Source organism: Bacillus sp. FSL K6-1000 (assembly GCF_038630785.1).
In the GTDB taxonomy this organism is placed as follows: domain Bacteria; phylum Bacillota; class Bacilli; order Bacillales; family Bacillaceae; genus Bacillus; species Bacillus safensis.
In genome coordinates this window covers 3598984-3624389 of sequence record NZ_CP152042.1, presented here as the reverse complement: position 1 = coordinate 3624389, position 25406 = coordinate 3598984, and the positions used below count along the sequence as shown (strand labels likewise).

At 41.5% G+C, this 25406-nt stretch carries 22 protein-coding genes; 12 read left to right on the top strand and 10 right to left on the bottom strand.

Features of this window, described 5'->3' with window-relative positions; all coding sequences use genetic code 11:
• Positions 1–109: 109 nt before the first annotated feature.
• The 3 genes from MHI46_RS18830 to MHI46_RS18820 are packed head-to-tail and all read left to right on the top strand — an operon-like array spanning position 110 to position 2439.
• The gene (locus tag MHI46_RS18830; protein WP_342503016.1) at positions 110–1039 is read left to right on the top strand and encodes an ABC transporter ATP-binding protein; all 930 of its coding nucleotides are present in this window, start codon (positions 110–112) and stop codon (positions 1037–1039) included.
• Positions 1036–1986, top strand: coding sequence for an ABC transporter permease (locus tag MHI46_RS18825; RefSeq protein WP_342503015.1), 951 nt, complete (start codon positions 1036–1038; stop codon positions 1984–1986). Before MHI46_RS18830 ends, MHI46_RS18825 begins: the two co-directional genes overlap by 4 nt.
• A 24-nt stretch (positions 1987–2010) precedes the next feature.
• A complete protein-coding gene (locus MHI46_RS18820) occupies positions 2011–2439 on the top strand; it encodes a DUF4064 domain-containing protein (RefSeq protein ID WP_039182706.1) in 429 nt (142 codons plus the stop codon).
• A gap of 41 nt (positions 2440–2480) precedes the next feature.
• On the opposite strand, the gene MHI46_RS18815 is transcribed toward MHI46_RS18820, so the two are convergent.
• From MHI46_RS18815 to MHI46_RS18785, 7 genes are all read right to left on the bottom strand, one after another.
• Positions 2481–3809, bottom strand: a complete 1329-nt coding sequence (locus MHI46_RS18815; RefSeq protein ID WP_058838401.1) for a citrate:proton symporter — start codon at positions 3807–3809, stop codon at positions 2481–2483.
• Positions 3810–4093: 284 nt separating this feature from the next.
• Entirely contained in the window at positions 4094–6160 is a 2067-nt protein-coding gene (locus MHI46_RS18810) for a beta-galactosidase (protein ID WP_126682532.1), read from the bottom strand.
• A 23-nt stretch (positions 6161–6183) separates the two neighbouring features.
• Positions 6184–7392 (bottom strand): glycosyl hydrolase 53 family protein, encoded by a 1209-nt coding sequence (locus MHI46_RS18805; RefSeq protein ID WP_039182699.1) that lies wholly within the window; start codon positions 7390–7392, stop codon positions 6184–6186.
• An 11-nt stretch (positions 7393–7403) separates the two neighbouring features.
• Complete coding sequence (locus tag MHI46_RS18800; RefSeq protein WP_041087477.1) at positions 7404–8246, bottom strand: sugar ABC transporter permease; 843 nt, start codon at positions 8244–8246, stop codon at positions 7404–7406.
• A 1-nt stretch (position 8247) separates the two neighbouring features.
• Positions 8248–9486 (bottom strand): sugar ABC transporter permease, encoded by a 1239-nt coding sequence (locus tag MHI46_RS18795; protein ID WP_342503014.1) that lies wholly within the window; start codon positions 9484–9486, stop codon positions 8248–8250.
• A gap of 146 nt (positions 9487–9632) precedes the next feature.
• Positions 9633–10898 (bottom strand): extracellular solute-binding protein, encoded by a 1266-nt coding sequence (locus MHI46_RS18790; protein ID WP_039182694.1) that lies wholly within the window; start codon positions 10896–10898, stop codon positions 9633–9635.
• 172 nt (positions 10899–11070) lie between these two features.
• Positions 11071–12066, bottom strand: a complete 996-nt coding sequence (locus MHI46_RS18785) for a LacI family DNA-binding transcriptional regulator (protein ID WP_151284947.1) — start codon at positions 12064–12066, stop codon at positions 11071–11073.
• A gap of 172 nt (positions 12067–12238) precedes the next feature.
• On the opposite strand from MHI46_RS18785, the gene MHI46_RS18780 reads away from it, so the two are divergent.
• Positions 12239–13132 carry a LysR family transcriptional regulator gene (locus MHI46_RS18780; RefSeq protein WP_342503013.1) on the top strand — a complete coding sequence of 298 codons (894 nt, stop codon included), beginning with the start codon at positions 12239–12241 and terminating at the stop codon, positions 13130–13132.
• A 71-nt stretch (positions 13133–13203) separates the two neighbouring features.
• Positions 13204–14235 carry an acyltransferase family protein gene (locus MHI46_RS18775; protein WP_251180898.1) on the top strand — a complete coding sequence of 344 codons (1032 nt, stop codon included), beginning with the start codon at positions 13204–13206 and terminating at the stop codon, positions 14233–14235.
• Positions 14236–14272: 37 nt separating this feature from the next.
• Here MHI46_RS18775 and MHI46_RS18770 read toward each other — a convergent pair whose 3' ends face one another.
• From MHI46_RS18770 to MHI46_RS18760, 3 genes are all read right to left on the bottom strand, one after another.
• Positions 14273–15949: a hypothetical protein gene (locus MHI46_RS18770; RefSeq protein WP_260775038.1), complete on the bottom strand. Its 1677-nt coding sequence runs from the start codon at positions 15947–15949 to the stop codon at positions 14273–14275.
• A gap of 82 nt (positions 15950–16031) precedes the next feature.
• Positions 16032–16442, bottom strand: a complete 411-nt coding sequence (locus MHI46_RS18765) for a hypothetical protein (protein ID WP_047203721.1) — start codon at positions 16440–16442, stop codon at positions 16032–16034.
• A gap of 12 nt (positions 16443–16454) precedes the next feature.
• Positions 16455–17939, bottom strand: coding sequence for a lipase family protein (locus MHI46_RS18760; RefSeq protein WP_260775037.1), 1485 nt, complete (start codon positions 17937–17939; stop codon positions 16455–16457).
• A 131-nt stretch (positions 17940–18070) separates the two neighbouring features.
• Between MHI46_RS18760 and MHI46_RS18755 the strand changes: the two genes are divergently transcribed.
• The 7 genes from MHI46_RS18755 (at position 18071) to MHI46_RS18725 (ending at position 25375) form a co-directional block, all read left to right on the top strand.
• Positions 18071–18568 (top strand): secreted lipoprotein, encoded by a 498-nt coding sequence (locus MHI46_RS18755; RefSeq protein WP_039182682.1) that lies wholly within the window; start codon positions 18071–18073, stop codon positions 18566–18568.
• Positions 18569–18629: 61 nt separating this feature from the next.
• Complete coding sequence (locus MHI46_RS18750) at positions 18630–19115, top strand: DUF1433 domain-containing protein (RefSeq protein ID WP_039183393.1); 486 nt, start codon at positions 18630–18632, stop codon at positions 19113–19115.
• 94 nt (positions 19116–19209) lie between these two features.
• A complete protein-coding gene (locus tag MHI46_RS18745; RefSeq protein WP_106025416.1) occupies positions 19210–20145 on the top strand; it encodes a nucleoside hydrolase in 936 nt (311 codons plus the stop codon).
• Positions 20146–20236: 91 nt separating this feature from the next.
• Positions 20237–21094: a MurR/RpiR family transcriptional regulator gene (locus tag MHI46_RS18740; protein WP_039182677.1), complete on the top strand. Its 858-nt coding sequence runs from the start codon at positions 20237–20239 to the stop codon at positions 21092–21094.
• 184 nt (positions 21095–21278) lie between these two features.
• On the top strand, positions 21279–22823 hold the full coding sequence (gene gntK / locus MHI46_RS18735) for a gluconokinase (RefSeq protein WP_342503012.1): 1545 nt from the start codon (positions 21279–21281) through the stop codon (positions 22821–22823).
• 24 nt (positions 22824–22847) lie between these two features.
• Positions 22848–24176, top strand: a complete 1329-nt coding sequence (locus MHI46_RS18730) for a GntP family permease (protein ID WP_039182672.1) — start codon at positions 22848–22850, stop codon at positions 24174–24176.
• Positions 24177–24268: 92 nt separating this feature from the next.
• Positions 24269–25375, top strand: coding sequence for a DNA alkylation repair protein (locus MHI46_RS18725; RefSeq protein ID WP_251180904.1), 1107 nt, complete (start codon positions 24269–24271; stop codon positions 25373–25375).
• Positions 25376–25406: the final 31 nt, after the last annotated feature.

Sequence of the window (25406 nt, the reverse complement as noted above, 5' to 3'; positions counted from 1 at the left end):
TTTGGGCATTGCTGTACCATATGGAAGTGTATTTCTATTTTTGACGGATCATGGTGTTTATCAGGAAATAGAATGATAGATGAAACTTAGACAAAGAAGGAGAGGTAACGTGACGAACGTTTTAGAACTGCATAATGTATCTAGACATATTAGCGGGAAAAAGATTGTTCAAGACTTGAGCTTTTCTGTCCAAGCGGGCGAAGTCTTTGGCTTCTTAGGACCTAATGGTGCAGGGAAAACAACAACCATTCGTATGATGGTCGGTCTTTCTCCCATTACATCTGGTGACATTCTGATTAATGGTCATAGTATTCAAACATCCTATCAGCATGCCATCCAACATGTCGGTGCGATTATTGAAAATCCAGAAATGTATAATCATTTAACGGCAAGACAAAATCTTGTTCACTTTGCCAGAATGAATGGGAAAGTGGATGAAGCGCGTATTGATGAGCTGTTAGAGCTAGTCAGCTTACAGCATGTGAAACATAAACGTGTGCGTACATTTTCATTAGGAATGAAACAGCGATTGGGCATTGCGCAGGCACTCATACATAGACCGAAACTGCTAATCTTAGATGAACCAACCAATGGACTTGATCCTGAGGGGATTCGAATGATACGAGATTACTTGAGAAGGCTTGCAAAGGAAGAAGGGCTGGCTGTTATTGTTTCAAGTCACCTCATGTCAGAGATGGAATTGATGTGTGATCGCTTTGCAATTATCCAAACGGGAAAGCTAGTTGCCATTGAGGATCAGCGTGCTGAGACGAAGCAGGATGATTTGGTTAATTATCGAATGAAGGTAGCAGCTGGTGAGCTTGAAGAAGCACAGAAGCTCATTGGTGCATTTGAGGAAGGCGTCACTGTAAGAGGAGAGGAGCAGTATTTATTCTTCTCTATGCCAGAACAAAAAATGCCAGAATTAATTCGTCATTTGAGCAGCGCGTCTATTCATTTGTACGAAATCAAAATCGAAAAACAAACCTTAGAAGATAAGTTCTTAAGCTTAACAGGTAAAAAGGAGGCAGACGTATGATTCGCCTCATTCAAAACGAGTGGATGAAGATCAGTTATCGTATTGGTACTTGGATTATGGTTGGGCTTCTTGTGTTAGGTATGATTGCCACGCTGATCTTTGTAGTGAAAACAAATGACAAAGATCAAGCTTCAGGTGATTGGAAAACCCAGCTAGAAATGATGAATAAGGAAAACAAGAGGGAGCTCAAAGAGACAGAGAATGGTTTCTTTAAAAGAGAGCTTGAAAAAGAGATCGCTATTAATGATTATCGAATCAAGCATAACTTGCCGCCAGCTGATCAGTTTAGCGGCAGTGTATGGGACTATGTGAAAACAAACGCCAATTTACTTCAGCTAGTCGGTGTGTTTGTGATCATTATTGCTTCCACCATTGTGTCGGCTGAATACAAGCATGGTACAATTAAATTATTATTGATTCGTCCACCATCAAGACTAAAGATCCTAATATCTAAATATATTACAGTACAGCTTTATGCTCTTTTACTTGTTGTGGTGCTATTTATCTTGTCATTCATATTGGGTGCTATTTTCTTTGGACTTAACACTGATTATGTGAATTTGGTGTATCAAAATGGTGAAGTGATTGAACGTTCGCAGTTTGCCAATATGGTCTATTATTATCTTGCTCATTGTGCAATGTTTGTCGTTTTGGGAACCCTTTCGTTCGCCATTTCTACAGTATTTAGAAGTGAAGCTATCTCCATTGCCATTAGTGTGTTAGCGTATATTGTGGGTGGATCAGTCACAGGTATTTTAATGCTCTTCTTTGATTGGTCAAAATATCTGTTATTTGCAAACGATCCATCCCAATACTTTATGGAACAGGTTACTCTTATCGAAGGTATGTCTCTAGGATTCTCATTAATCGTCCTAGTCATCTATTGGGCTATTTTCTTAGCCATTGCCTTAATCGTCTTCCAAAAGCGAGAAGTGAAAACAGGTTAATTTAACTTTTTAGGAGGTTTACACATGATGAAACGTAAAGGTGAAAAAATTATGGGGATTATTAGTATTGTCCTCAATGCCATTGGTGTTGGGTTTGGGGCATTAATCCTTTCTGTGGGTCCATCTTTTTATGATGAAATCAATGAAGTGTTAAAAGAGGAAGGAGAAACATTGCCGATCGAAACGCTTCAGGCTTCGGTTCATGCATTTGGTACTCAGTTCATGGTCGTTTCCGCAATTGCGGCTGTGCTGTCGATTGTTGGTGTGATTTTCTTGAAAACTGACCGCCGTGCCGTGCTATCAGGTATTCTTTTCTTGGTTTCTGCTGTGACTCTTTTAATTGGAACAGTTGGCCTTGCATTCGTTCCAATGGTTCTATTGTTTATCATTGGATTAATGTCTCTTATTAGAAAGCCGAATACAGACATTCACACAAGTGAATATCCTTCATAATGATAGAAAAGACATGCGCATATCCGCGCATGTCTTTCTTTTTAAATGATGCCAATCAGCATCGCCACGAACAGAAGGATAATACTGAATCCCCACATCCAAAAGAAAGAGTAGCGGATGTGTTTCCCCATATCAACCCCTGCAAGACCTACAGCGAGCCAAACAGCGGGAGCAAGCGGGCTGACAAAGGTTCCGATGATGTTCCCAATCATCATGGCATATGCCGCAGAAGTGCCTGGTACGCCAACTTCAGATGTAATGGATTCAACAATTGGCAGAAGGGCGTAATAATAGGCATCTGTACTTGTCAGCATATCCAGCGGCACCCCAAGCAGCCCAACAATGATATGTAAAAATGGCAGCAAGAAGGCTGGTAAAATGTGAATACTGTCCACAGCAATGGCTTTCAGCATCCCCGTGCCTTCAAGAATTCCTAAAAATGACCCTGCGGAGAAAATGACAGCCGCCATCATCAGCGCACTAGGTGCGTGTGCCTTAATTCTTTCCATTTGCAGATTCACATTCGGAAAGTTAATCAATAGTGCCAGTGACAGGCCAATCATAAACATAAAACTAGCAGGAATCACGTTCAACACGAGAAGCACGACAACAGATACAAATAGGATGAGGTTGACCCAGATGAGATGATAACGCTTTAAAGAGGCGTCTCCCGTTTCACTAATAGACTGAATGGCACGATCCCAATCTGCACCTTCTAGTTGAACCGCAGCTATTTCATTTGCAGCAATTTTCACCCGAATTCGTTTTTCTTCCCTTTTTCCTAAAATGAATGCCATCCCTAATACGAGCACAACGCCAATGAGCTGAATTGGAATGAGTGGCACCCACAGTTCAGAGGGATCCATATTTAGGACACTTGCTGCCCGTCCAGTCGGTCCGGCCCATGGAATCATATTGGTTAATCCGGCACTCGTCCCGATTAATAACAGCAGCAAATAAGGACTCATATGTAATTTTTTATAAAGCGGAAGCAGTGCAGGTACAGTTAATAAAAAGGTCGTAGCTCCTGCTCCGTCTAAGTGTGCGATAACCCCAATTAAAGCAGTTCCCATTGCAACTGTGACAACATTTCCTTTTGTCAGCTTGATTAAAGCTTTAATTACAGGTTCAAAGAACCCTGTATCTTGCAAAATGCCAAAAAATAAAATGGCGAAGATAAACATGGTCGCCACCGGTAATACTTTGATAATCCCTTCCTCAAAGAAGGTTTGAATGTCATTGATCCCAAATCCCGCGATGAGTGCCCCTATTAAAGGCACCATGACCATGGCGACAATTGGACTTGCTTTCCCCCAAATCAGCAGCACAACAATCGTTAAAATAATCAACAATCCAACAAACGTTAACATAAGCCCCTCCCCCTGCAAATAAACCGTTTACATTTATCTATTCTTTTCATCCAATGCACTCCCATAGGTGCATTGAAAAAAAAGATTATCAAATTTATGAGTATGAAGCAACCGCTTTCATACCTATACAATGGTAAAAAAGGATGGAGAGACCAGTCGTAATGCGGCATCAAATATTGCAAAAAAATTTAGATAAAAAATAACTAATAAATTCACAGCGATAAATATGGGTATATATACTCATTGAAATCAAAAAGCGCCCAATAAATGGACGCTTCTTTCAATTATTTTTTCAAGATGACGTACTCGTAAGGATCAAGTTGAAGCTGCTCAGGCACTTGCTGGCCAGTCAGTATATTCTCATAGCTTGCCTCTGAATCTAGTGACATGTTCTGCTGCTCTTCTGAAAAATTCATCAAAAACACATAGTCCTGCGTACCGTCTGTTCGTTTTTGTACACTGACTCCTTCTGGAATTGCAGTGGATAGGACGGGCTGTATGCCAATGCCTGCGATAAGGTCTTCGTAAAACTCATCATAAAAAGCCTGTTCATTTTCTGAGGCCATATAGTATGCCTTCCCTTTTTCTAATGAACGGACAGTCAGGGCTGGCTGTCCTTCGTAGCAGCCATTCTCAAAATGCCCTAGCACAGAGGCCGTTTCAGGATGTATGGATTCGCAATATTGTCCGACATGATAGGTGCGTCCATTTCCTGTCGTCATTAACACATGTTCATCTGGCATCAATGTGTTGATTTCCTCTGCCCAAATGCCAAGTACATGGCGGAGAGGACCAGGGAAACCGCCGAGGAAACAGAGATCATTTTCATCGACCATGCCGCTCCAGTAAGTCGCAATAAAAATGCCGCCCGCTTTGACAAAGGCTTCAATTTTTTCTGCAACGCCTGGTTTGATCATGTAGAGCATTGGCCCAATGAGCACACGATAGGATGAGAAATCCTTTTCCATTCCGACAATGTCAACAGGAATGCCCTTTTTCCAAAAGCTTCGATAGTGAGTTTGACAAGCCTCTACATAGCGTTTGTTTGTATTATTTAAGCCTTGCGCATCATCAATGGCCCAGTGGTTTTCCCAATCGTAAATGATGGCAACCTCTGGCTGAACAGATGTGCCCGCAATTGGCTGCAACTGCTCCAGTTGTTTTCCTAGATCAGCTACCTCTTGAAACACGCGCGTATGTTCATGACCGGAATGATCAACAACGGCACCGTGGAATTTTTCAGAGGCGCCTCGGCCTTGCCGCCACTGGAAATAAAGCACGGAGTCTGATCCGTGGGCAATGGCCTGCATGGCAGAAAGGTGTGCCATGCCTTTATGTTTGACCTTGTTGACTTCATGCCAGTTCACAAGGCTCGGCGTACTCTCCATGACGAGAAACGGCTGTCCGTCCTTTAATGAACGATACAAATCATGTACAAAGGCGACGTTTGATGCTAATTCGGCAGTTGTTTCTCTGCCGCTATGCCAAGCAGGATAGCTATCCCATGAGATCACATCGACCTCTTTAGCAAATTGATGATAATCCAGCCCAAGGAATGGACGCATATGTGGATAGTCACCCATAAAGTTCGTGGTTACTGGGATATGAGGCGTCAATTCCCGCAGCGGTTCAATTTCATTTTGATAAAAATTAATCGTTTGCGCTGTGACAAAGCGTTTCCAATCCAGGTTCATGCCGTGAATCATGTGCTCCCCGTGTGGTGCGGGAGACTCGATTTGTGACCAATCACTATACGTGTGGCTCCAAAATCCTGTCCACCATGCTTGATTCAAAGCCTCAAGATCATGATTGTATTTGTCCTTCAAATAGTCTCGAAATGCTTCCTGGCAAAGATCGCAATGACACTCGCCGCCGTACTCATTTGAAATGTGCCACATGATCAGTGCTGGATGATCCTTGTAGCGTTCCGCAAGCAGCCGGTTGAGTGTGTTCGTTTTCTCTCGATAAACCGGAGAGGTGAAGCAATGATTATGGCGCAGTCCATGTAAGTTACGCTGACGATTCGCTTCGACGCGCAATACTTCTGGATATGTTTGCGACAGCCAAGCAGGTCTTGCCCCGCTTGGCGTAGCGAGAATGGCGTGTGCCCCCTGCGCTGCCAAGCGGTCCATAATGTCATCCAGCCAAGCAAAGTCATATTGACCTTCTTTTGGCTCTAGCTTACTCCATGCGAATATGTTGATGGAGAATGTTTGACAGTGTGCAAGCTTCATTAATCGAAAATCTTCGTCAATGATCTCTGGCATATGGAGCCATTGATCTGGATTGTAATCGCCACCATGCAAAAAGCCTTTCACATTTGGGTGAACGAGTGGGTAACGCTTTCCCATTTTGTCACGTCCTATCCTTTTAGTTACGGTGTCATTTGTTTAAATACATCAAGAGAAGGTAGTGCTTTTCCGTTGAAATCAAACATCGCTTGATTTTCCCACGCATTTCCGACAGTACCGGTGGTTTGAATATAAGCGAGCCCGTATTGACTAGACCACGGGGCACCTTTCGCTGGAATCCAAAGCGGCTCCCAATAAAAGAATCCTTTTCCGCGGTTGTTGTTTACTTTTGAAATCTTTTCGGATAGATCTCGTATAAAAGATGCCTGGCCTTGAGGTGAGGCTGGATAGCCGGCTGTGTTGACAGAGTCTTGATTAAATGAGTTATCTAGGTTGTCACCGTTTGCTGTCGTAAAGCCGTAAGCAGTTTCCACCACGATGACGTCTTTGTTATAGCGGGCACTAATATCATTCATATTGGACGTAAGACCGCTAAAGCCGCCGTCCCAATACGGGTAATAAGATAAACCGATTGTATCGAATGAGACGCCTCGTTTTGTGATTTCATCAAACCACCAGCGGGATGCACCATTGTCTCCGCCATGTGCAAGGTGAAGCATGATTTTGATGTTTGAATCGACAGAGCGGACGGCATTTGTGCCAGCTTTTAGCAAAGCAGCGAGCCGATCAAATTCACCACCGCCTTCACCCCAGCTTTTTCCGTTTGGCCACAGCATACCTGAGTTCAACTCATTCCCGACCTGAACCATATTCGGCAAGGCATTTTGCGCTCTCATCGCTTTGAGCACATCGCCTGTGTAAGTGCCGACTGCTTTTTCTAAATCACTTTGTGAGAGGGACGCCCACGCTTTCGGTTTGAATTGTTTACCCGGATCCGTCCAGAAATCACTGTAGTGAAAATCAAGCAGCACTTTCATATTTTGTGCTTTTGCACGTTTCGATAAAGCGATGGCTGTATTGAGATCATTTGTCCCGCCGTTATAAGCACGGCCTTGATTGTCATATGGATGGTTCCACAGTCTGATACGCACATAGTTGACGCCTTTATCCTTTAATAGCTTGAGCGGATCAACCTGCTGTCCGTTCTGGTTGTAGTATCTGCCACCGCTTTTCTCTACTTCTGCAAGCATAGAGATATCGGCTCCTTTGATGAAATCACCTTGCAATCCATTGATCGGCTGAACAGAAATCGCATCTGCCTTAGCTTCAGGCAAAACACCTAACCCTATCAGAAAGAAAAAGGCAACAGTGACAAGCAACCATTTCTTCATCAAATCTCCCCTTATCCTTTTGTCCCGCCTTGTGTGAGGCCGGACACAAATTGTTTTTGTAAAACAAGGAACAATAAAGCGACTGGAATCGCAATGAGTAAAGCCCCGGCTGCAAAGGTCGTGTAGCTGGCACCCATTTTATCTGACACAAGATTGTACAGACCGATTGGGAGCGTATACATTTCGGGTGAGCGGACAATGACACTGGAAATGATGAAATCACCCAGTGGTCCTGTAAATGAGTTGATCGCGACAACGGCTAAGATGGGCTTAGCGAGCGGCATAATAATTTGGATGAAAATCCGGAAATGCCCTGCGCCATCCATTCTGGCTGATTCATCGAGATCCTTCGGAATCGCATCAAGATAGCCTTTCATTAAATACGTATTCATCGGAATTTGTCCACCTGCATAAATCAAAATCAGGGCAAGGTGGCTATTAATGAGTCCAAGCATTTGAGCAAGAACAAAAATCGCAATCAGCGCTGAAAATTGAGGAATCATTTGCAGCAGCAAAAAGAGCATCAGCCCATTTTTCCGTCCTTTGAAGCGGAATCTGGAAAAGGCATAGCCTGTAAAACTAACAAGAATCAGCGTTAAAACCATAGTGGCAATACTGATCTTCATTGAGTTCCAATACCATTTTGCATAAAGTGCCCCCTGACCGAAGAACAGCTCGGTGAAATGGCTGAACGTTGGATTCTTCGGAAACATACTGGTACTCATCAGGCTGTTCCCAGGATTAAAGGAAGCACCGATCGTCCAAAGCAGTGGATATAGAATACAAATGGAGGCAATGAAAAGGATAAAATAAGTGATGCTCAGGCGAATGAGCTTATTTTGTTTTGATCCCATATCACATCATGTCCTCCTTTTTGAATGAATTCGTTCTCTTAAACTGCCAGAGTGCAATGGCGATGACAAAGATTGAAAGTAAGATCGTGACTGCGGCAGCAAGTGCATATTGAGAAGACTGCATCGTGAGTTTGTAAATCCAAGAAACCAAGATGTCCGTTCCCCCAGCAGTTGAGCCAGCCACAGGCGGTCCTCCGCCATTAAATAAGTAGATGATATTAAAGTTGTTAAAGTTAAACGTATATTGCGTGATTAATATAGGCGCAATGGAATAAAGGACAAGCGGTAACGTGATGGACCGGAATTTCTGAAAGAAGTTTGCCCCATCAATGGTCGCAGCTTCGTATAGATCCTCTGGAATCGCCTGTAAAACACCGGTTGTCATAATGAAAACAAAAGGGAATCCAAGCCAAGTCTGCATCGCGATGAGGGCGATTTTGCTCCAAAATGGATCTGTTAGCCATGGTTTTGGATCAATCCCAATCGATGCAAAAAGTGTGTTGTTAATGGCTCCAAATGTATCGTTGAACAGTCCGGCAAACACCAAAATGGTCACAAAACCTGGAACAGCCCAAGGAAGAATCAAAATCGTTCTAAAAAAACGTTTTCCCTTTAAATCCTTCTGGTTGAGCAGAACCGCTAGAAAGATGCCAATGGCACATTGAAGGGTCGACGCAGCCAACGTCCATACGACGGTCCAGCCAAGTACATCAATGAAAGTGTCTCTCCAAATATCAATTGAAAAGATATTTTGAAAGTTCTTGATCCCTACCCAATCAATCAGATTGGCAGGAGGCGAGTGGTATAGATCGTAGTTCGTAAAAGCCAGCGCAAAGCTGAACATAATAGGAAAGACAACAGAGAATAGAAGTAAAAAGAAAGCAGGAGTGCTCATTAAGTAAGGAAAGCCTTGGTCGATAAGCTGATGATATTGAGCTCGGATGGAATGAAGCGGAACCCCTTGATCACGTTTTTTTCCGTTTATAAAAGCGTCACGCATCATGAGTACGTAAAAGCCGATACCAAAACCAGCTGTTAACAGTGCAATAATCCCTTTTGCCAAAAGAAAAACAGAGTTGTCACGAGGCAGCATCGTACCTAGTGTGAACAGCCCCCAGAAGCCAATATTAAATAAATCATAAAATACGATGATAAAAGAGACGCCGAATAGGAAAAAAAGTGCCCCTTTGCCGTACTGTTTATTGTATATCTGCCCCATCCCGGGTATTAAGGAGAACATTAGCGCCCGTCTCCGGTGTGTCTTTGATTCCACTATGTGTGTGCGGTCTAGTTCAAGGTTACCCGTCACGTCTAACACCTACTTCATATGAAATTAGATCAAATACGGGCAGCTTGATAGACTTAAAGGCTACCCGTGTTTGAAGATTATTTAGAGTGATTTGCTTTAATTTGAGAGTCGATTTGATTGACCGCATCATCAAATGCCTTTTTCACATCTGTTCGTCCGGTTGCAATGAGACCTAATGCGCTGTCAATCGGCTTCCACACCTCTGCCATTTCAGGGGTATTCGGTGTCAGCGTGGCATATTTCGTTTGTTTTGAAACAGCATCCGCATTGACGTTTTCAGTAATAATTGGATCCTTCATCAGCTTTTTCACTGGTGGAATTTCCTCTGTTACTTCAAATCGCTTCTTCGAATTTTTTTCATTCGTGATAAACTCAACAAATTTCTCAGCAAGGTCTTTATTTTTAGAATAAGAGGAGACGTTGTAGCTCTTTACACCTAAGAATGAGCTCATATGCTTTCCATTAGGGAGTGTTGGCAGCTCTGTTACGCCATAGTCAATTCCAGCTTCTTTATATGGACCAAATGACCATGGACCAGAAATGACAGCTGCCGCCTTTTTCTCTGTGAATAAGGAGTTGAGGACATTGATTCCTTGTTCACCGATGATACCTTTCGGGAAAAGTCCTTCGCTAAAGAATTTTTGAATGTATTTTCCGCCTTCGATGGCGCCATTGTTGTTCAGGCCAATATCATTCACATCATAGGAGCCATCGCTTTTCTGTTTGAAAATATAGCCCCCTGATCCGCCTAACACACTTTGTGCATAGTAAATTTCATCCCATTTCGCAACAAAACCGTATTTCCCGTCTTTTGTCAGCTTTTTCGAAAGGTCATACCAGTCATCAAGTGTAGTTGGTGCCTTTTTGACAAGGTCTTTGTTATAGAAAAGCACAGTCGTTTCAACGGATTTCGGAAGGCCATACAGCTTGCCGTCTACCGTTTGTGATTGAATGGATTCGTCTGTAAAGGAATCGATTACTTTTTGATCAGGCTTGATTTCCTGTAACAGCCCCTCAGTGACAGCTGATCCAATTTGATCGTGAGGCATTGTGATGACGTCTGGGCCTGTCCCGGCTGCTCCATCAAGGCGGAGAGCTTCGATTTGGTCAGCATACGCTTTTTCGACCACTTTGATTTTCACATCGTTTTGTTTTTCGAATTCTTTTACAGCGTCTTGAATCCCATCAGACTTTTTGACATCCTCCCATACTAGCAAGGTCTTTGTACCTGTAGATGCTGGCTGACTCCCGCTTGAATTGTCATCTCCTGGCCCGCATGCTGAAAGCAGAAGCACAGCAGTACCAACGACTGCTGATAATGTCGCCCATTTTCCCTTTTTCATTGGTAATCCCCTCTCGTTCTTTTTTCACAGATGATAAGAAAACGCTTTCTTAATGTGAGAATATCAACTTAAGTAAAAAAAGTAAACATATTTTATTAAATTTATTAAGTAAAATTTTTTACTCATATAGAGAGAAAAGAAGCCCTCCACATTAGGAGGGGCTTCCAGTTGATTATATGGTGCTTTTTCGAAAAACAGGTTCTGAGGCAATCAGAACAGTTTTAGGCAATGTTCTGCCGTCCACAAGTCTTTCTAAAAGTAAATCGATCGCTGTCTCACAAAGTAATGACGTATGGATATGATACGTGGTGAGCGGCGGCGACACATATTGAGATACATGAATATCGTTGATACTAAAAACGCTGACGCGATTCGGCAGAGAAAATCCGCGCTCATTTAATGCTTGTAAGCAGCCAATGGCAAGAGGGTCACTAGCGACACAAAAAGCGGTGGGCAGATCATCACCAAGCTCATCAATCGCCTTCATCATGAGCGCATAGCCTTCATCGACTGAGAAATGGTGGCCGATATAGACCAATCGCTCATCAAGCATATGGCGGGCAAGCATGTATTCACGGAAAGTCGTTTCACGAATATCTGGAATGTGCACATTCGTATTGAGATCAAGATCTGTGCCGCCAATGAATCCAATGGATGAGTGTTCTTTTAAGATAAAAGAATCGACGATCTTTTCAACAATTCGTTTCAGGTTCGGCTTTACAGAATCAAAACGATCTTCATCCGGTGTCGTATCAATAAAGACAATGTGCGGAGTGACCGCATATAATTGGTCAAGCTCTGACGTTTTAAATCGGCCGATGGCGATGATCCCTTCTGTAGCAGGATCAATGGAATGAAGCCCATCAGAAGGATTGTAAGCGGTGACATTTAAGCTCCGAGTATTGGTGAGTTCCTCAATGCCGAGTCGAATGGATTTAAAATAAATATCTTCAAGCTCTTCCTTTTCGGTCATCCAATAGAGAAAGGCGATTTTTTTTAATGAATGTTTGAATGTCTTCTTTTGGTAGGACAAAGCTTCTGCGGCGGCATATACTTTTTCGCGTGTTTGATCGGTGACAGATAGGTTGGGATCTTGGTTCAGTACGCGAGATACCGTTGCAATGGATAAACCTGCTTTTTCTGCAATGTCCTTTATTTTAGCTGCCAAATCAGCACCTCCTATAGAAAATATCTCCTCTTAGTATAGAGTCTTTAAAAAAATTAGTAAATATTTTTATTAAATTGTTTTCGTTTAGGAGGTTCTTTACGTGCTGGAAAGGAATTAGTAAGATATATATATGTAAGGTGTTGGATTAAGATTTCTGATAGGAGAGGGACCGATGTATTACGATGCACTGAAGACTTTTGTGACAGTGGTGGAGGAGAAGAACTTTACAAAAGCAGCCCAAAAGCTGCGGATTTCTCAGCCGAGTGTCAGTCTTCATATTAAGAACTTGGAGCAAGAATTCCAGACCGTTCTGCTGAATCGTTCGCCAAAGCAATTAACCGTTACACCAACAGGGGATATGCTATACCATCGATCAAAACAAATCATTCGTCTCTATGAACAGGCGAAGCAGGACATTTATGAGCATCATCATTTGGCAAGAGGAAAGCTGACCATCGGGGCGAGTTTCACAATTGGTGAGTATGTGCTGCCGCAAATATTGGCGGAGTTTCATCAGCTCTATCCGCATGTTGATATTGAGGTGGTCATTGATAATACAGAGGCGATCGCCGGACACGTCCGTTTATTCCATGTCGATATCGGTTTGATCGAAGGACAAACCAATGACAAAGAGCTTTCTGTAGAAACTTTTCTAGAGGACGAGCTGTATATTGTGGCGCCATTAGATCATCCTTTTGCCAAGAAAAAAGATGTCACCATTGATCAATTACAAAACGAAACATGGATCACGAGAGAAGAGGGATCAGGGACAGGAGAATATTTACAGCATGTCCTGAAATCAAATGGACTGAAAGCACGAACCTTTGTGACCTTTAGCAGCAATCAAGCCATTAAAGAAGCTGTAATCCACGGAATGGGTCTTTCTGTTTTATCTAAATATGTCCTCCAGCGAGGCAGCATTGGCGGTGAATTGGCTGTTATTTCTGTGAGAGGCATGGATTTCAAACGAAAATTCTCCTATGTTGAGTCACCGATGACCGGGGGAAATAAAAATAAGGAATTGCTCGTTGAATTGTTAAAAGAGGGAAACACACGAGTGAAATAACCATTTTAAATAGAGCTTTTGAAAGTATACAGTAATTTGTAAAATATGATAGTACAAGGGAGATTAACTAATTGATACGTAATAGAGATTTTAAACTAGATAATGTAAAGGCTTTACTTATTACTTTAGTAGTAATAGGTCATATGGCAGATTTTTATGTGAATACTTCTACAAATATGAAATTTATATATTTTTTCATTTATATGTTCCATATGCCATTATTTATATTTTTATCAGGGTACTTCATTAAATCTACTGTTAATAGTGATAGATTTAAAGTTGAAAAAGTAATATCTTATTTTATGCTTTATCTATTATTTGAAGTTATGCTGTATCTACTTTTTAAATATGGATTTGCAGTTGAGGAAGTGAAATTTAATACATTCAACGAGAGTAATGTTCCATGGTATTTACTTGCTATGTCAATCTGGATTATTTTAATCTATGTGTTAAAACAAATTAAACCTGTATATTTAATATTAATATCAGTGTTATCAGGAATTTTTATTGGATATGACTCTTTTGTGGGTGATTATTTAGCTTTATCTAGAGTCATAGTATTTTTCCCGTTTTTTATACTAGGTTATTACATGGACCAAAATAAATTTGTAACTTTTCTTTCTTCCCAAAAGCTGAAGATTTTTTCTCTGATGGTTTTCATAATATCTTTTTTAGTTGTGTATTTTAACATTGAAAATATATATCAATATAGGGGTTTCTTAACAGGACGCAACTCATATGAAGTATTAAAACAACCTATATACGGTGGGGTTTACCGTATGCTTTTTTACCTTCTAGCTGTGCTGCTATCAACAGCTTGTTTGTTGATCGTTCCTAAATCTAAAACAATATTTACTGTAATTGGGCAGCGAACCTTACAAATATATATTCTACATTTGCCTGTAATTTATATATTAAATCACTTCCATTTCACCACGTGGTTAGAGTCCATCTCTCAACAACATTGGCTAAAGTTATATATTCTTTTTGCAATACCGATTGTAATATTCTTATCGTTTAAACCTATTGGTTGGCCTTTTCATATTATAATGCGATTAAAATTTAAAAGCTTGTTAAAAACATATAATAAAAATCCGGACTAGAATAATAGCCCGGATTTTTAAATAATGGAGTATGTTTTTATAACCCATTAATCTTAAGCACATCGACTGGAAGGAAGATTTCACCTGTATCTGTATATTTCATGGTGACCTGATCGCCCTCTTTTAAATAGATGACGAGAGGTTCTTTTTCAGATGACATAGTGTAGCTTTTTCCATCGTCTAGCAGGAAGGTGACGGTTGTATAATCACCGGTCTTTTCTTTGTAGACTCGTTTGACCTTCCCTGCTGCTTCTTTCTTTTCTTGCTTAGAGGAGCTGTTAACGGTACCGCCGCCTTTTTGCAGAGCTGTTTTATAGGCTCTCAGTGCTTCGTTTGGTGTAGAAGCGTACGCAGCGATTTCTGGATTGGCTGCAGAAACGATAAAGTAGTTTTGCAGGAATCCATTTGAATCGAGAACCGGTGTGAGCCAGCTGGCTTCACCATAGAAATTATAGAGAATCGGCATGCGCCCTTTCCATTTCTTCTCGATGAATCGTTTCTCAATAATTTGCAGAGCGCCCTGAGAATCCATATAGGATTCTTCAAGATTTCCGGTATAATAAGTCGCTTTTCCTGTTCGGGCATTTGTGAGGGCATATCCGAGCATGGAATCAACACCCTCTTTCGGACTTGTGAAATCTGTAAAGTAATACATATCTCCTTTTGAATCAAACACTGGGCTCACATTGGCTTCCGTTCCTTCATCGGAAGGCAGCTTTACATCTGACTTCCCAAACATACTGTTCCAGAACCCGTGAATATAGTTTCCGAAATAGCTGTTTTGCAGACTGACCGCCTCTGGTGAAACAGCACCGTCGATAAAGGCAGGTACTTGATCTAGAGCATATTTCTTCGTGGCACCCGTTTTGGCATCAACAACGACCACACCGGAAGCTTTAAAGCCGTTTCGTGCAGAGATGAAATCGCCATACGTTTGAATGTAATAAGGCTTGCCGTCATCATTGATTTCCAGCTGTGTATCGCCGTAGAAAATCAAATCTGGGTACTGGAGACGGATATGCCGCTCAATTTCTTTGTTGAAATAGGAGGAAGGCGTATAAACCATCTCCGTCTTCACGAACTTTGGATTAGCAGATGAGTCAGTCGCGCTTAATGTAAAGTAACCCGGCGTGCTGCCTGCACGAATCCATTTAAAGAAGTCCGAGAATTCCACCGGAGCGATGTAAACATACTCACCGTTGACCTTCTGAATTTGCAAGCTGCCAAGCTCATAGTAGCTTGTATTTGGAACCTGTCCGAACGATTTCTTCATTTTATTACGGGCAAATTGAGGTGGTACACTCGCAGGTGTTTCTGTCTCTTCAAACGCTTTGATTTCTACTTTTTGCTCCATTTTGGAGACATCGAATTTCTCATTCGCATTGAATAGAAAAGCTGTCGCCATGTAAACACCGAGCAGTAATAGAATAAGGAACAGCACGCCTTTGATTTTACGCTCCAATCCAACTGACAAAAAGGCGCCTGCTGCTGTCACAACAAGACCAATCAGCCATAGGGAGGAAGGGTTCCGATCTAAATTGGTGATGTAATAGAAAACAAAAATACCGATCATAAACAGTAAAGCAAGGCCAGCAATCCACATGAACGGCACCTGCTGTTCTGTTCCTTTCTTTCTTATAATCAACCTAATTGGTGTGAGCAAAAGGGTCAGGACAAGACCGATCACAACCGAAAATAACAGAATATATCCCACAAACAGATCTCCTTTCAAATCAATCACTCTTTTAGTATATACGAGTGAGGCGGGGAAAAGATTCATCGGATGGAAGGTTCATCTAAATGCCAATCGAGTTGATGGCGGAACGAACATCTTCTTTCATTTCGTAGAACTTGAGTCTTTGTTCAATTTTTTCTATTAAGGCATCAATGGCTTGACCTGACATATGTGTTTGGATGCGATTTTGATGTGTATACACTTTGATCTGAAGTTCATCAATTAGATCTAAAATTTTTTCCGCTTCTTGACGGTCATCTGCAAACTCATTTTGAAGCTGATGCCGGATGGCTCTGATAAGTGCTGTTTTCTGTTCTTCTTTGATCTTTGCTTTCAAAGCTGCCAGCTCTGCTGGTGTCATGTCTTCCGTGTCAAAGTTTGCTTTTGAGAAGATGGAGCTTGATGTATGCGTATCTGTCATTCTTTGCAAAAAACGATCTGCATCTGTTGGTTGTTTCTTTGAAAATTCCATTTATCGTACTCCTTAAGAAATACCCATGTTCTTTGCCAGGGCTGTATCTGCATTGTGGTATTGTTTTCCAAGATCGCTCATATCATCTGATATTGAGTCCATCCACCTTTTCATATTCATAGCGCTATCTATCGCTGTATCATACTTTTTGACCGAATAGAACTCATTTTCAAGACCTTCTGTTTTTAAGTGGCGAATCACGGCATCTACATCTGAAGCCGTCAGCTGATCATACGAACCGAAACCGACAATTTGTTTGTATCTCGAACGAACTCGTTCTACCGATTGATCTACTTTGTCATCGAGTTTCTCAATTTTGCGAATGATTTGCTGCATATGGTGATCAGCATATGTCGAGAATTTACGCCCTGTGTTCATGAGAACGTGGGACTTAATTAAAATCGCCACTACACTATGCGGATCAACATTAGATTGACCCAACTGTTGTAACATGGCCGTAGTAAGAGAAGGATTTTTTTTCAACATATCATCAATGGTTTGAACGGAGCCATCTGGCGAAAAGGTATAACGATCTAATCCATGGCTGCCAGCGAGGGCTTCAAGAAATAAATTCGCATCCAGTGAAGGATTCACACTCATTGCCCGATTGAGGAGGTCTTTTATGAATTGGACGGCTTTTGAGGAGTCCTCGGAGTAATCGACGCCTTCAGGGAGAGCGGCATCATACATCACTTTCACTCGACCGATTTCTGTCGTATGCCGATTTAAAAGAGAAAGCCCGTCATTGAGATTGATATATTCTGTTAATCTACTGCGGTAATCGCCTTTTAATGCTTTAGCTTGTAGACCATCCGATAGATTTGGGTAAATATTCGGATTCTCAAAGGTGACCCCGCCTTGAATAAAATCATTTTTGACAAGAACATAGGAAGCATTTGACCCGCCGAGTGAATGCCCTGTGACATACATCTTCGCATTCGGCATTTTCTTATGGATTTCTTTCGCATACCGATCCGCTTGAACCATTTGATTCTCTGCACCATGCTCAAATGGGATATTTTTAATCAGATACTTTGTATCCGAAACCATCCAATCTTGAACAATTTCATTTGTATAGGCGGTTGTACCTGTTGTCAACTTAGTCGTCACTTCCTGTGAACCCTTCGACCGACTAAAAGGAGGCAGCTTCGTCAAAATGGTAGAAAGAAGATCATCTGACTCTTTTTTTCCATGTTTTTTAATGGTATCTTTATATTGGTCTGCACCAATCGGTTCTGAGCCACGGTAGGCGATGACGGCGTTTTTGATTTTGGTGAGGTCTTTGCCTTTGTTTGAGTTACGATAATCTTCTCTCGAGACAAGGGTTAGTGCATTAAGGCCTTTTTTTGTTTCTATATGGTCGACGACATACATGGTTTTACCGCTTTTTAAGCGTATATCTTTCTGGTGGGAATAATTGTTAATATCATAAGACTCTGAAGATATATCATTATAATCTTTATCGCTAAGTTGTTTAATTGAGCTTTTTGTGGTCAATTTTTACACTCCTGTAATATTTATCATATATATTATATTATAGAAAGATATAAATATCTATAATATGTGTAGTATTTAAGTAATCTCTAAAGAAGAATATTATAACTTTTAAGAGGTGGAAGATATTTCATATGAGAAATAAAATTTCGATTATAATTGTCTTGATAATTATTGCTATCATTTCAGTTACACTGATTCTTTTAAATGGTAAGCAATCTCAAAAAAATGAATCTGGAGGAAAGGTTATCGTGGAAGAAAAAGAGAAAAATGAACAACAGAAGGCAGAAGAGTTCGCAGAGGAAATGAAGCCGAATATAGAAAAGCGTTTACGTAAAATGGATATTCATAATTTTATCGAAACCATATCTTTTAAAAAGGGAGTAACCATTAATCCAATGGGTTATATAAGAATTAGAGGGTACGTGAATGATGAACCAGAAAGATTTGAGTTCTCTGCATCTTTAGAATATAGATCTAAAGAAGTGGGTTCTATGAGCATTTCATCTGATTTATCAGACCGTTTCGAGAACTGGGATGATTTTGATCCGCAAGTGAAAGAAGATTTTTTGAATAGTCTCTCTAAAAAGGAACGTGAACAGTATCTGAGAGACATTGGAGAAAAAAAGTAAAGCAGGTATTTATGTACCTGTTTTTTTATGTTTCATTCATAAAAAGGTGGAAGTGCTAGATATGAAAAATACAATAAAACTTGTTGCTGTATTAGTTGTGATCATTCTTGTCTCAGTGATTTCGTTAATCGTTCAGCACAATAAGCAAAGTCAATCAAATGTAGATGTAGAGGTAAAAGAAAAAAGCGATCAAGAAAAGGCCGAAGAATTCGCAGAAAAGATGAAACCAAAAATTGAAGAACGTTTACACGAAGAAGATATTCACAATTTTATCAAAACCATCACATTTAAAAAAAATGTATCTATAAGCCCTATGGGTTATGTCACAGTTGATGGATATATAAATAATGAGCCTGATAAATACCATTTTTCTGCATCATTAATATACAAATCTAATGAAATAGGTTCGATGAGTCATTCCCCTGATTTATCAGATCGCTTTGAGAACTGGGATGATTTTGATCCGCAAGTGAAAGAAGATTTTTTGAATAGTCTCTCTAAAAAGGAACGTGAACAGTATCTAAAGGACATTGGAGAAAAAGAGTAATAAGATCAACCTGCTAATATTCCCTAAATAGTTGAAACAGGCATATGCTATCATTCACCTAACAACACTTACAAACAAGGGAGAGATTTCACCCATGGTAAATACAAAGAAATTGATCTTGGATGTAGATACTGGAATCGATGATGCGATTGGGATTTTGCTGGCAGTGAAAAGTAAGCAGTTTGATATGTTGGGGATTACAACGGTGTGCGGGAATGTGTCTGTCGATACCGCTACTTTGAATACGTGTAAAGTGCTTGAGCTGGTTGAGGCAGATAACATTCCTGTCATCAAAGGTTCAGCAACCCCTCTTTTAAGAGCACCTCATTATGAACATCGGGTACACGGTGAGGATGGAATTGGCGGCGCTTTAAAGGATGCCTGGCCTAAGAAGACCGCAGATGCTGGTTTTGCGCCTGATTTTATCATTGAACAAGTGCTGCAGTATTCGAAGCAGGTCACGATTGTGTTGACAGGGCCCTTAACGAATTTAGCCCTTGCGGTAAAAAAATGCCCTGAGCTGATTCATCACGTGAAAGAGGTCATTTTTATGGGGGGAGTCGTGCAGGGACAGGGGAATGTCACACCGGTTGCGGAATTTAATACATATGCAGATCCAGAAGCGGCAAAATTGGTGCTGGAGGCTGGGTTCCCTTCATTGACTCAAGTAGGGTTGGATGTCACGAGACAGGTCTTGTTAACAGATGGGAGAATCGATGCCATTCAAAATGAAACGTTGGCAGCTTACATCAGAGAGAGTACAAGCATTTACCGCCAGCGCTATTTTGAGCGCAATGGTGTGTGGGCGTGTGCCATGCATGATCCGCTTGCTGTAAGTCTTGCCATTAACAAGGAGCTTGTAAGCACACAGGCTTTTCATGTAGAAGTAGAGACGAAGAGTGAGTTTTGTGACGGTCAAATGATCTGTGATTTTCAGCACCAATGGCAGAAGGAGCGCAATGTCCAAGTGTGTATGGATGTAGATGCTGAAGCTTTTTTTGATTTATTGATCAAAACGATGAATTCATAAAAAAGAAGTCTGTGCAAACAGGCTTCTTTTTTATAAGATGGGAACATGAGGAAATGTATGCGCTCGCATGAAAAGGAAGGAGTGAAGTCAATTGGCTTCTGTCAGTTTAAGTAGTATTGAAAAAATACGAGCAGCAAGCAGAGGGTTGCCGCCAAAGCTGAAAGGAATAGCAGAACATATTACGAGTGAACCTGGCGACATTATTCATTTATCTATTGTCGAGCTTGCCAAAAAGACAGCGAGCTCAGAGGCAACGATTTTTCGTCTTTGTAAAAGGCTTGGATTTGAGGGCTTTCAAGATTTGAAGATTGCAATTGCCCAGGAAATAGATCAAACAAAGCCTGATTATGTAGACGAAGAAATGAGTCTTGATGATGATACGGCCGTTTTTATGCAAAAGGTTTTTCAGGCGAATATATCCGCATTAAAGGATAGCTTTCAATTGTTGAATCCAGAAGATGTAGAAAAAGCCATACAACTCATTCATGAAGCAAAGCGCTTAGAGTTTTATGGGAGTGGCGGGTCTGGCCTCATTGCAACAGACGCTTTTCATAAATTTATGAGGACAGGCATCAACTGTATTGTTCACACCGATTCTCATTTTCAAGCGATGTCTGCCGGTCTTCTCGACCAGCACAGTACAGTGATCGGTATATCTCATTCTGGCCGGAATAAAGATTTACTCGATGCGATGAAAACAGCAAAGGAAAAAGGCGCGAAAACCATCGGTATTACAAGCTATCAGCGCTCTCCATTAAGCCAGCTTGCTGATGTTACATTGTATACATCGACGCAGGAAACGGCCTTTCGAACAGAGGCGATGTCTGCAAGACTTGCTCAGCTCACTGTCATTGACGTACTATACTTTGCACTTGCTCACTTAAGGCAGCAGGAAACTTTATCGAATTTAAAACAAATGAGAGAAACCATTTCACAAAAAAGGGTGTAATGGTTTCAAAAATAAATTTTTCTATTAATGAAAAATGCTGTTGTGGTAACGATTGTGAGCTTTTAAGTGAAAAAAATTTTCTTTTCAGTCGTTGAATGTCGAAAAAATTATTCCTATAATGGGATTTAACAGGTATATGAAAACAGTAAATATGATTTCAAATCAATGATTGGGCGTGATACAGATGAAGGGAAACCAGGCGGTAATTGGTTTGGATATTGGAACAACAAGTACAAAGGCGGTTCTGTTTGGACAACAGGGGAAAGTGATAGCAAAGCATTCGGTTCCTTATGATCTCATTCAGCCCCAACCAGCATGGGTTGAACAGGACCCTGAACATATATTAGAAGCTGTCATTGCAAGTGTAAGAGGTGTGTTGACGAAAGCAGCATTTGATGCAAAACGTCTCATAGGCATCGGAATTAGTACAGCGATGCATTCCTTGATTGTGATGGATAAAGATGGCAAGGCGTTAACGAACAGTATCATTTGGGCAGATAACAGAAGTGCAGAACAAGCGAAGCAAATCATTTCGGACATGGATGGCTTCCAAGTGTATAAAAGAACCGGTACACCGATCCATCCAATGTCACCGCTTTCAAAAATAAGGTGGTTCAAGGAAATGGCACCTGATGTCTTCAAGAAGGCAGCGAAATTTATTTCCATCAAAGAATATATTCTTTATCATTTCTTTGGCCAGTATGTGGTCGATTATTCAATTGCTTCAGCAACAGGGCTGTTCCGATTGGAAACGCTTCAATGGGATGAAGAGGCGCTTCGTATTACTGGAATTAAAGCCAATCAATTGTCTGAACTTGTTCCGACGACGCATCAGCTGAGAGGTCTTCAGCCAGAGATCGCCCTGCGAATGGGTATTGCGGAAGATACACCATTTGTGGTTGGTGCGAATGATGGGGTTCTAGCGAATTTAGGTGTGGGAGCGATTGGAAAAGGGGAGGTGGCTGTCACGATTGGGACAAGCGGTGCAGTCCGTACGGTCGTGGACAAACCAATCACAGATGAACAATCAAGAACGTTCTGCTATGCGCTGACTGATAAGCATTGGGTGGTTGGAGGACCGACGAATAATGGCGGAATCATGCTGAGATGGCTGAAGGATGAATTTGGATCCTCGGAGGTGGAGGTAGCAAAGCGCCTTGGAGTGGATCCTTACGATCTGATGATTGATATCGCGAAAAAAGTTCCAGCCGGCTCAGAGGGGCTGCTGTTTCTGCCATTTTTAACGGGTGAGCGTGCACCTTATTGGAATCCAAATGCGAGAGGTACTTTCTTTGGGATCGGTCTTCAGCATAAGCGGGAGCATTTTATAAGAGCTGTGTTAGAAGGCGTCATTATGAGTGTTTTCTCAATCGGTGTTGCCTTAAGGGATTTAACCGGTTCAGCAAAGGATGTCAGGGCATCGGGCGGTTTTGCGCGATCTCCGCTGTGGCGGCAAATTTTAGCGGATACGATGGGCAGGGAAGTACTTGTTCCAGAAAGCTACGAGGCATCAGCACTTGGGGCGGCTGTCCTCGCACTTCATAGTTTAGGTTATATGGAAGAGATAGAAGAGGTTCAAGATTGGATTCGAATCTCTGCCCGTCATGAACCAAATATGGAGAACAATGAAACATACATAGAATTGTTTTACTTATATGAGCGCCTCTATGACAAACTGAAGGATGAATTTGATGTCATCAGTGCGCTGCAATTAAAACAAAATCATTAAACATCAGGGAAAAGGTGGGAGAGCATGCTTTTATTCATCGTGATTGCAGCAATTGTCCTTTTACTCATCCTCATAACAGTTGCTAAGTTGAATCCGTTTGTGAGTTTAATTATTACTTCTATGTTAGTCGGCTTTGCCACAGGGATGGACCTGCAGGAAATCATTCAATCCATTAAAACAGGGTTAGGCAATACGTTATCATTATTGGCCATAGTTCTAGCGCTTGGCACCATGCTTGGGAAAATGATGGCTGAATCAGGTGGAGCTGAGCGGATCGCTCACACATTAATCGGCCGGTTTGGGACAAAAAATGTGCATTGGGCAATGATGTTTGTTGCCTTTATTGTGGGGATACCTGTCTTTTTCCAGGTCGGATTCGTTCTTCTCATTCCTTTATTGTTTACGATTGCGATTGAAACGGGCATCTCGCTCGTGACAATTGGGATTTCGCTCATTGCTGGCTTGTCTGTCGTTCATGGTCTTGTGCCGCCTCATCCAGCTGCCATGGCGGCTGTCGGCATCTATCATGCCAACGTGGGGAAAACCATTTTCTTTTCCATTATTGTCGGTTTACCGACAGCTATTATTGCTGGGCCGCTGTATGGAAAGTGGATTGGAAAACGGATTCATAAACCAGTTCCGGAGCTGCTGAGAAAGCAATTTACTGAACGCAATGAAGATCGAAAACTTCCCGGCTTTGCAAATACGATGTTTACGATTTTGGTGCCAGTGATTCTAATGCTTCTTGCCACACTGGCAGATATTATTTTACCAGAGGACAGTTTATGGTTTCAGATATTCAAGTACATTGGAGATCCAATTACAGCACTGCTGATTGCAACCGTGTATTCTTTCTTCAGTCTTGGCTTTGTGCAAGGTATGAGCCGTGACCGGGTGCTTTCCTTTAGTAATGAGTGCTTAGGTCCGATCGCTTCCATTCTGCTTGTCATTGGAGCAGGCGGGGCTTTCAATAATGTGCTTATCGATTCAGGTGTCGGTGATTATATTGCAGATTTAGCCAAACACTCGCCGATCTCGCCAATTTTGCTTAGCTGGCTGATTGCTGCGGTTATTCGTGTGGCAACAGGATCTGCTACGGTCTCCATGATGACCGCAGCTGGTATTGTCGCACCGATTGCTGCATCTATGCCGGATGTGAGCAGAGAGCTTCTAGTGTTAGCTACAGGGGCGGGTTCGTTGATTTTGTCTCACGTCAATGATTCTGGTTTTTGGCTGATTAAAGAGTATTTTGGTATGACCATTAAAGAAACGTTTTTGACATGGACGGCTATGGAGACAATTATTTCTGTTAGTGCTATTGCATTTATTATGATCATTAATATGTTTATATAGCGAAACGCAACAGCCTGATTCTTCGGAATGGGGCTGTTTTTGCTTTTAGCCATACCACCTTTTTCAGATTGGGGTAAAATGAAGATATTGAGATGTGGGAGGCGGACAAGATCGAACCATTAAAACACGTTTATCATGAATTATTTATTGCAGAATTAGCCGAGAAACTTGCACAAGCGTCGACTGGATTTGATGCTGAAGAATTCCAACGGCTTGTGCTCCAAAAGGATTGGGAGCAGCTGGAGTTAAAAGGCAGAATGAGAAGAGTCACTGAATCAATGCATGCCTGTCTACCTAAGGATTATGAGCAGGCAATTGAGGTGCTGCGTCAGACAGCCCCGCATTTTTCAGGACTTAGTGCGCTTGTATTTCCAGACTACGTCGAAACGTATGGTCTAGCACATTGGGATATCTCGATCAAGGCGCTCGAATTCTTTACGTCTTTTTCCACTTCTGAATTTGCTGTTCGGCCTTTTCTAATTCAGGATCAAGAGAAAATGCTCGCGCAAATGCTTGTATGGTCACAGAATCAAAATGAACATATTCGGCGGCTGGCTAGTGAAGGGTGCAGACCACGTTTGCCATGGGGATTAACTGTTCCTGCACTTAAAAAGGACCCTTCGGTTACGCTGCCTATATTAGAAAACTTGAAGTCGGACCCAGCGCGGTATGTGCAAAAAAGTGTAGCGAACCACTTAAATGATATTTCTGCAATTCAGCCTGATTTGATGAAGAAGACGGCTAAAAGCTGGTATGGAATGAACGAACATACGAACTGGATCATCAAACATGCATCCCGTACCTTACTAAAAAAAGGCGATCCAAATATCATGGCTTTATTTGGTTATGGGGATGATCCATCTGTTCAAGTAACGGATTTGAAGGTAGAGCAAAATCCCATTCGTATTGGAGAGAAAATGACCTTTCAATTTACACTTCAAGCTGCTAAGTCACTAAAGCTGCGTGTAGAGTATGCCATAGATTATGTCAAAGCTCGGGGTACCCGCAACCAAAAGGTATTTAAAATCACAGAGTTTGAAACAAGTGCAGCGTTACATAGAGAATTCGTCAGGTCACAGTCCTTTCAAAATATGACGACGAGAAAGCACTATGAGGGAATCCATACTTTAACGATTATCATCAACGGCATTCCAAAAGCATCGGTTAATTTTGAAGTAACAGAAGATAGAAGCTCATGAAAAAACCCGCCATTTCGGCGGGTTTTGGCGT

Coding starts and splice junctions, on each gene's coding strand:
- MHI46_RS18825 (WP_342503015.1), top strand. CDS start 1,036: ATGATTCGCCTCATTCAAAACGAGTGGATGAAGATCAGTTATCGTATT.
- MHI46_RS18820 (WP_039182706.1), top strand. CDS start 2,011: ATGATGAAACGTAAAGGTGAAAAAATTATGGGGATTATTAGTATTGTC.
- MHI46_RS18815 (WP_058838401.1), bottom strand. CDS start 3,809: ATGTTAACGTTTGTTGGATTGTTGATTATTTTAACGATTGTTGTGCTG.
- MHI46_RS18810 (WP_126682532.1), bottom strand. CDS start 6,160: ATGGGAAAGCGTTACCCACTCGTTCACCCAAATGTGAAAGGCTTTTTG.
- MHI46_RS18805 (WP_039182699.1), bottom strand. CDS start 7,392: ATGAAGAAATGGTTGCTTGTCACTGTTGCCTTTTTCTTTCTGATAGGG.
- MHI46_RS18800 (WP_041087477.1), bottom strand. CDS start 8,246: ATGGGATCAAAACAAAATAAGCTCATTCGCCTGAGCATCACTTATTTT.
- MHI46_RS18795 (WP_342503014.1), bottom strand. CDS start 9,486: ATGTTCTCCTTAATACCCGGGATGGGGCAGATATACAATAAACAGTAC.
- MHI46_RS18790 (WP_039182694.1), bottom strand. CDS start 10,898: ATGAAAAAGGGAAAATGGGCGACATTATCAGCAGTCGTTGGTACTGCT.
- MHI46_RS18780 (WP_342503013.1), top strand. CDS start 12,239: ATGTATTACGATGCACTGAAGACTTTTGTGACAGTGGTGGAGGAGAAG.
- MHI46_RS18765 (WP_047203721.1), bottom strand. CDS start 16,442: ATGGAATTTTCAAAGAAACAACCAACAGATGCAGATCGTTTTTTGCAA.
- MHI46_RS18755 (WP_039182682.1), top strand. CDS start 18,071: ATGAGAAATAAAATTTCGATTATAATTGTCTTGATAATTATTGCTATC.
- MHI46_RS18750 (WP_039183393.1), top strand. CDS start 18,630: ATGAAAAATACAATAAAACTTGTTGCTGTATTAGTTGTGATCATTCTT.
- MHI46_RS18745 (WP_106025416.1), top strand. CDS start 19,210: ATGGTAAATACAAAGAAATTGATCTTGGATGTAGATACTGGAATCGAT.
- gntK (WP_342503012.1), top strand. CDS start 21,279: ATGAAGGGAAACCAGGCGGTAATTGGTTTGGATATTGGAACAACAAGT.
- MHI46_RS18730 (WP_039182672.1), top strand. CDS start 22,848: ATGCTTTTATTCATCGTGATTGCAGCAATTGTCCTTTTACTCATCCTC.
- MHI46_RS18725 (WP_251180904.1), top strand. CDS start 24,269: ATGTGGGAGGCGGACAAGATCGAACCATTAAAACACGTTTATCATGAA.